This window comes from Streptomyces sp. NPDC059743, assembly GCF_042732975.1.
Taxonomy (GTDB): domain Bacteria; phylum Actinomycetota; class Actinomycetes; order Streptomycetales; family Streptomycetaceae; genus Streptomyces.
In genome coordinates this window covers 49,094-55,308 of sequence record NZ_JBHWGS010000030.1, presented here as the reverse complement: position 1 = coordinate 55,308, position 6,215 = coordinate 49,094, and the positions used below count along the sequence as shown (strand labels likewise).

Here is a 6,215-nt window from a genome sequence, read left to right as displayed (position 1 = left end):
GGTCACACTGGCGCAGAAAACACCAAGCCACAGCACAACGATCCCACTACAACCGAAGAACCAGCCCAGGACACGAAATCCCGCTGGAGTACTAAGGCAGCACCACATCAGCCGTCATCGGGATTCTTCTTGATTCTTCTTGCGACGGTGCGACGGATCGAGGCAGGTAACACCAACCAGCGGATCGTTTCCGGTTCGCCGTGGCTTATTGCAGAACGGGGAGGTTGGCGGAGGTGTACTCGTCCGCGATGTCGAAAACGCTGGCGCAGCGCGGGCATTCGGCCTTGCCGAAGAGATAGGTGATTCCGTCGGCGAGCGTTCCTTGCCCGTCTCGGACGGCGGTCTCGTACATCCATCGGCCGGTGCCGGACAGTTCATCGGGGGCTGCACGCCGCAGGTCGCGCCGGTCGATGTCTCCCAGGTTCCAGTTCCGGATCGCCGAATAGCGTCCGTAGTCTCCGATGGCGATCGTCACGTCCACGGCACAGTGAGGGCAGGGCAGGTGGTAAAAGTCGTCAGTGAAGTCCCCCAGGACGGCTGCCCAGTGGTACTGCTCCGCGACCGCGAGCAGCGCGAGAAACGTCTCCAGGTAGTCGATCGGCCGTGATCGCAGGTATCGGTCCAGCAGCGCACGAAACTCCGTGATTGCACTGGCGCAGTTCGCCAGCAGGTGGTCGCAGCCGTGGTGCCCTGCCGCGCGTCGGATGATCGAGCCGGCCAGCCCGCGGGCCCGCGAGCTTCTCGCCGCGAGACGTACCAGGTGGGGCAGGGAGGCAAAGCTTGCGGGGAACACCAGGTCCTGTTCGAGGACCAGCCGGTAGTCCAGCTCATCCCACGCTTCGGCGTCGTCCTCGCGCTTCACCCGCTCCAGAAGCTCAGGGACGCGACCGACTTCCATGCGGCAGTCGTGCATCGGTGTCACGGAAACCTCAAGGGGGCCGTCGGAGGGACAGAGGACGGGCTGGGCGCGGAGGGCCCCGGGGGCGGGTCCTGGACGTCGTGGCCCCAAGCGCGCAGACCGTCGATCACGCATGTCCTGTGCCGGTGGTCGGTACTCGTGGCGAGGAGCTTGTGTGCAAGCGGTACAAGCTCAACCCGGACATCTTCGAGGGCGGGGTCCTCCGCGAGGGGTATGGCGGCGGCCAGAGCGGCGTGGCGCACGTCGGGGTTCTCATCGTGGAGGAATACGGCCACGGCACGGAAGAGCGCAGGGCGCATGGCGCGCACGCGTTCCATGTGCGGGTCTTCGAAGCCGTAACGCCTGGTGACCTCCAGGCACTCGTCGTTGGTGTCGAGCGCAAGGAGATGCAGCCAGTCCAGCAGCGCTGCGCGTAGCGGAAGTTGCCGTGTCTCCCGGCGGTGGCGCTGCTGGAGCTCGTATGTGCCGACCTCGGTGGTTCTCGGGTCGGACAAGATCGCGGCGATGTACAGGGCAGCAGGTGGCGTTGCCGGGTAAATGGTGTTCTGGTGGCGCACTGGCTCCAGACCGTGCTCAAGGGCCCGGGCTCGGACTGAAGGATCCGGGTGATGGAGTGCGGCCAGCGCGGCAGGGATGTCCTCGGCGGCCCCTCTTGCATGATCCAGAACGGCCCAATCGGTGTCGCGGAGCAGCGCCTCGGGCTCGGGTAGGTCGGCCACAGCCGAATCGCCCGGATGATTTTTTCCGATTGCCACCGACGAAGGCTACGCCGACCGCCGAAACTCGGGCCGACCAACTGCCGATCGAGGCTCTCCGAGGCTCTCCGAGGCCAGAGCGGATCGCATGAGCCGGGACACTCGCTGTCCGGTCTCGGATAAGTCCGGGTGAGGCATGGCCGCTGAGCTGCGGTGCCCGGACTTGAGTGAGACCGGTCTCGCAAGGTCGTCTCACTCAAGTCTGGGCAAACGGTCTTCTCGGTCAGATGTGGAGTTCGGACGGGAAGCCGGTCCAGCGCAGGTCTGTGGGCAGGTGCCGCATGTCGTTGCAGAACAAGAACCAACCTCTTCTGCTCTCACGCCGGAATGACCGCCTCGCCCAGCTCCCTCCCAAGGAAGCCGTCGGGAACATCATCAGTAGTCCAGAGCGTGCGAGATCCGTTTGCCCCGCTCGTCCTCCAAGAACAGCCACAACGGCTGCGACAGCAACCCCATCACCTGCGGCGTGAAGTCGAGCAGCATCGCGTGATCCCGCTCCAACCAGGACTCGAACCCCACGTGCCCACCGGTCGTCGACGACCAATACAACCCAGGGAAATGCCGCTGCCCGCGATAGGACGGGAAGCCGCGGACCGGCCGCCCGGCCTCGAACGGCACCGAGACCGCATCCGCCAACGGCAGCCGATGCTCACCCTCGTCATCCCGCCACCCGACCTCGAACCGGTCCACCGTGGGCAATGCCTGCTGGATCGTTCCCGCCATAGGAACCACTGTGCAGAAGCAGTGGGACCGAGAAGGAAGAACGGGACCAAACCCCTCATCCAGGTGATCGACCGGAGAACCTCACGCGGAGCACGTGGAGATGCCTGACGCCTCAGGACAAGCTGAGTATCTGCTCAGCTGCGACGTGACCTGTCTGCATGGAGGGCCCGGCGGAGCGCCTCCAACGGGTACGGAGTCTCCCTGTTCTCGTCCTGGATCTTGACGTAGAAGTCCGTCATCACTGCGGCGAGCGGTGCATGGCGGGAGAGGATTGCCCTGGCCTCTTGCGGCCCGTCCGGCGGGTCCTCTCCTTCCGCGCATGCGCGGATAAGTGCCTCGCGGTCTTTCCGGTCGTATCCGTATAGCTTCGTGATCAGCCTGTTCACCAGCCAGCTGCGCGTGTAGCAGCGGTCGTAGCTCCTGTGCAGTTCGAAGAAGCTGGTCTCGGACGGTGACAGATCGAATCGGGACGAGATGGCGAGGCCGTAGTCGGCGAAGTAAAGGCGTCGGCCGTCGACCAGGATGTTCTGAAAATGGGCGTCGAAGTGCAGAAGCCCACGAGCGTTCATGAAGGACGTGCCGGCCTCCAACTCGCCCTCCACCAGGGAACAAGCCCGGTTGGCGGACTCTTCACCAGTCTGTACCTGCTCGGTAAGCCACTCGTCGAGCGTCTGAGGGATGTACTCCAGGAACAGCGCGAGGCTCGCAGAGGACTGCTCAAGGGCCTCGATGCGACGGCGCACCTCCGGCCTGCCTCCCCAATAGGCCACGACCTGCTCCACGTCCGCGAGTTCCTCGGGAAGCGCGGCCGTGTCCGGCAGCACGCGCCAGTGGTACATCATCGGGAACCCTTGGTACTGCCCCCCGAGCACCCAGTTCGTCGTCATCGTGTGAACGGCGAGCTCCCGCCATGCCCCGAAACCAGGCCCCCCACCGACGCCGTACTGGCAGAAGGTAGGAATCCCGAACAGGTTGGCCGTGGATCGTGCGTGCTCCGGCAGCCGCTCCATATCCGTGAGCGGCACCCGCTTCACGAAGACCGGCTTCCCGTCAACCTCCAGTAGCGCAGACCTGCCGCCGATACCGGAGCCGAGGGGTGTGGCGGCGTCAACGAGCTCGCCCAGTCGACGATCACTTTGCAGGGCGAGGGACGTGGAGACTGTGCTGTAGGCGGCCAAGCGTGCGCTTTCCGGCATATCGAGATGCACGGCCGCTGCCTGCATTGGGATGCCGACCTCGTTTCCACCATGCACGCGAGTGCCCACCGGCTGCTGCCTGCGCACTGTACGCGAAGGCTGACAGGCCGGGCAGGGAGTGCCTTCGCCGAGCGACGTCCGTAGGGCAACCTGCGAGAGACCTCACTGTGCAGAACGACTGGGACCCGATCACTTCACCGAGCAGATCCACCGGGAAACCTGCACAAGTACTGGGAACGGACAATCACAGAGTGTCCTGTCCCAGATAATTGTAGGCAGGGCGAGGCTGTGACCAGCGGTGCTTACGGTTGGGTGGGACGTGGGTGCCTCCTTCTGTCCCGCCCAACCGTAAGCAGCCGTCACCTTGCCGAGTTTTTCCTGAGGTCAGGCCGCGATTCCTGCGAAGAAGACGAAGACGCCGCCGAGTGCGGCGAGCAGGAACGAGAGCTGGACGAAGCGATGCTTCTGCCAGGCGATTCGACTGGTGACAACAAGTTGGCGGGCCAAGACGGGTAGAACGTCTTCTTGTTGCAGGGCCTGCTCCAGGGTGGAGGCGTCCCAGAACTGCAGGTGGCCGAAGTAGACGAAGTTCTGCCCGGCTTCTGGTTCAACCTTTGATTTCCGGAGTCGCGGAACGACAACCAGGATCGCGAGAACGGCGCCGGCCAGGATCAACAGGGTGCCGATCCACAGCAGTGAGCGCGCGCCGTAGCCCTTGAGGCTGCCGAAGAGGTGATCTTTGTCGGAGAGTGCGACGATCCCGGCGAGTGCTGCGGATTCCAGGGTGAGCGCGAAGGATGCCTTCGCGTCCACTCTGGCGGTCCACTCCCCGATTGCCGTGTGGATCCGCCAGGCCGTTTCGCGGGACTCTGGGGTCGAAGTCATGGCTTCCAGTGCCAGGTTGACCGGTAGACGGACATGTCCTCGCCGCCCACCTTGAGGGTGGCGGGTCCGTCCCACATCAGTTTCTTGTCCTCGCCGCCGTACTTGGACTTGTCGTTCAAACTGTCGAAGACCGCCTTGGTGATGTAGGTCCGGTAGGCAGAGCGCACGTCGCTCAGCTTCGCTGCCACATTTGGTGAACGGCCGATCGAGACGAGGTCGTTGTGGCCGCGGACTCCACCTCGGACGACCAGCGCCTTGCCTGAGTCGATGCCCACGCAGTGCTTGACCACGAACCCTTTGTTCTTGATCGCGGGAAGGTTCGCTTCCACTTTGGGGCGGACGATCTGGTTGACCACGTAGTGGATCTGGAGGCCGCACTTCGCGGCCTCCGAGTTCTTGGAGTCTCCGACGAAGATGGCCATGACACGGTCACCGTCGAAGCTGCGGATCTCGCCGCCGCGCGCCCGGATGACCCGGCAGGTCGCGTCGAGGTAGGCGCGGATGACTTTCGCGGCTGTCTTCTTGGTGAAGTCGCGGGCGAGGCCGGTGGAATCGGCCAGGTCGGCATACAGGTAGACGGCGTCAAGTTCGACAGCGCCGTTCTTCAGTTTGACGTCGTCTGTGCCTGGGACGACTGTGCCGGTGCGCACGTCCCAGTCCGAGCACACCACATCCGTGACAGCAGTGCTGATGTCATCGGCAAGCCCCATCAAAGGCTCCGTTTCTTCGTGTTGCTAGAGGAACACCACGCTAGCAACGAGGTCTGACAATCGGCTCAGACCGAACTGTTCACCCTGCGCCACCCTGACATGGACCGCTGTCCTCGCCCTCGGCCTGCGGATCGGCCAGTCGGTCTGGACGGGGATCCAACAGGGCTTCGATATGCCTGGCTGTGGCCTCAAGGGTCGTGCTGAGCCAGGAGCGACTGGTGCCCCGTAGGGGTGCCTGCATCGGGAAGCGGCGGTGGAATTCAGCGAGGGCCTGTGTGACGACGAGGAGGTCGTCGCTGAGGATCGACCGTCGCCAATGGACCGATGCGAACAGGCTGATCAGGGTGACGTGTTCGGGGTATCCCGCTGCGATCAGCCATGGGGTTGCCTTGTCCGGTTCGGCTGCCGGTGCCTTGAACCGGACCATGTCGTGGAGGAGTTCGGCTCGGCGGGTGAGCCGGTAGTGGCGGTGGGCCAGACCGCTCCAGAGCTTGCCGGTCGCGTCGTAACAGGCACCGATGACGGTCGGACCGTAGCGCCTCTGGAGTCGCCGGCAGTGGCGTTGGGCGCGGATGACGTCGGGGGTTCGGGACAAGTCAAACTGCTGTTCGGGGGCGAAGACGTTCTTGCCAATCCAGAGGTTGTGGCGGAGGCAGACGTTGTCGTGGACGGAAGCCCAGACCTGGGCGGGGAGCGTCGAACCGGTGCGTGCAGGGACGCAGCGGCGGCAGGCCCAGCGGACCACGTGGTCGGGGGCCGGGGCGTGGGTTTTCCTCGTGGGCGAGACGTTCTCCGCGCGGAGGCCGGGGATGGCTCTGGCCAGGCTCTGCCGGGACTGGCCGCTGAGGATGCAGAGGGCATCGAGGTTGGTGAGGCGGGAGTTGAGCCAGAGCGAGGGAGAGCGCAGGCGGGCCAGGGGGACGCGGTTCGCGAGGGCCAGACGGTTCCAGTAAGACGATTCGCACTCGCCGGGGAACGGCGGCAGGGTGATGGGCAGCGGGCGGATGAGTGCCGGGTGGAATCCCAT

At 64.6% G+C, this 6,215-nt stretch carries 7 protein-coding genes; all 7 read right to left on the bottom strand.

Translation table 11 applies throughout. The features are described from left to right. Positions 1 to 205: 205 nt before the first annotated feature. Positions 206 to 922, bottom strand: a complete 717-nt coding sequence (locus ACFV6H_RS36760) for a hypothetical protein (RefSeq protein WP_385551101.1) — start codon at positions 920 to 922, stop codon at positions 206 to 208. Next, positions 919 to 1,674 (bottom strand): hypothetical protein, encoded by a 756-nt coding sequence (locus ACFV6H_RS36755; RefSeq protein WP_385551099.1) that lies wholly within the window; start codon positions 1,672 to 1,674, stop codon positions 919 to 921. The genes ACFV6H_RS36760 and ACFV6H_RS36755 overlap by 4 nt, the downstream gene beginning before the upstream one ends. A 375-nt stretch (positions 1,675 to 2,049) precedes the next feature. Then, positions 2,050 to 2,397 (bottom strand): TnsA-like heteromeric transposase endonuclease subunit, encoded by a 348-nt coding sequence (locus ACFV6H_RS36750; RefSeq protein ID WP_385551097.1) that lies wholly within the window; start codon positions 2,395 to 2,397, stop codon positions 2,050 to 2,052. Positions 2,398 to 2,531: 134 nt separating this feature from the next. Then, positions 2,532 to 3,593 (bottom strand): protein kinase family protein, encoded by a 1,062-nt coding sequence (locus ACFV6H_RS36745; RefSeq protein ID WP_385551105.1) that lies wholly within the window; start codon positions 3,591 to 3,593, stop codon positions 2,532 to 2,534. Positions 3,594 to 3,977: 384 nt separating this feature from the next. Next, a complete protein-coding gene (locus tag ACFV6H_RS36740) occupies positions 3,978 to 4,406 on the bottom strand; it encodes a Pycsar system effector family protein (protein ID WP_385551095.1) in 429 nt (142 codons plus the stop codon). Positions 4,407 to 4,474: 68 nt separating this feature from the next. Further along, the gene (locus tag ACFV6H_RS36735) at positions 4,475 to 5,188 is read right to left on the bottom strand and encodes an adenylate/guanylate cyclase domain-containing protein (RefSeq protein WP_385551093.1); all 714 of its coding nucleotides are present in this window, start codon (positions 5,186 to 5,188) and stop codon (positions 4,475 to 4,477) included. Between the two features lie 79 nt (positions 5,189 to 5,267). Further along, positions 5,268 to 6,215 carry a hypothetical protein gene (locus ACFV6H_RS36730; RefSeq protein WP_385551091.1) on the bottom strand — a complete coding sequence of 316 codons (948 nt, stop codon included), beginning with the start codon at positions 6,213 to 6,215 and terminating at the stop codon, positions 5,268 to 5,270.

Excerpts from the sequence above, each read along its gene's own strand:
- ACFV6H_RS36730 (WP_385551091.1), bottom strand. The coding sequence starts at position 6,215 with ATGGGATTCCACCCGGCACTCATCCGCCCGCTGCCCATCACCCTGCCG.
- ACFV6H_RS36750 (WP_385551097.1), bottom strand. The coding sequence starts at position 2,397 with ATGGCGGGAACGATCCAGCAGGCATTGCCCACGGTGGACCGGTTCGAG.
- ACFV6H_RS36745 (WP_385551105.1), bottom strand. The coding sequence starts at position 3,593 with ATGCCGGAAAGCGCACGCTTGGCCGCCTACAGCACAGTCTCCACGTCC.
- ACFV6H_RS36735 (WP_385551093.1), bottom strand. The coding sequence starts at position 5,188 with ATGGGGCTTGCCGATGACATCAGCACTGCTGTCACGGATGTGGTGTGC.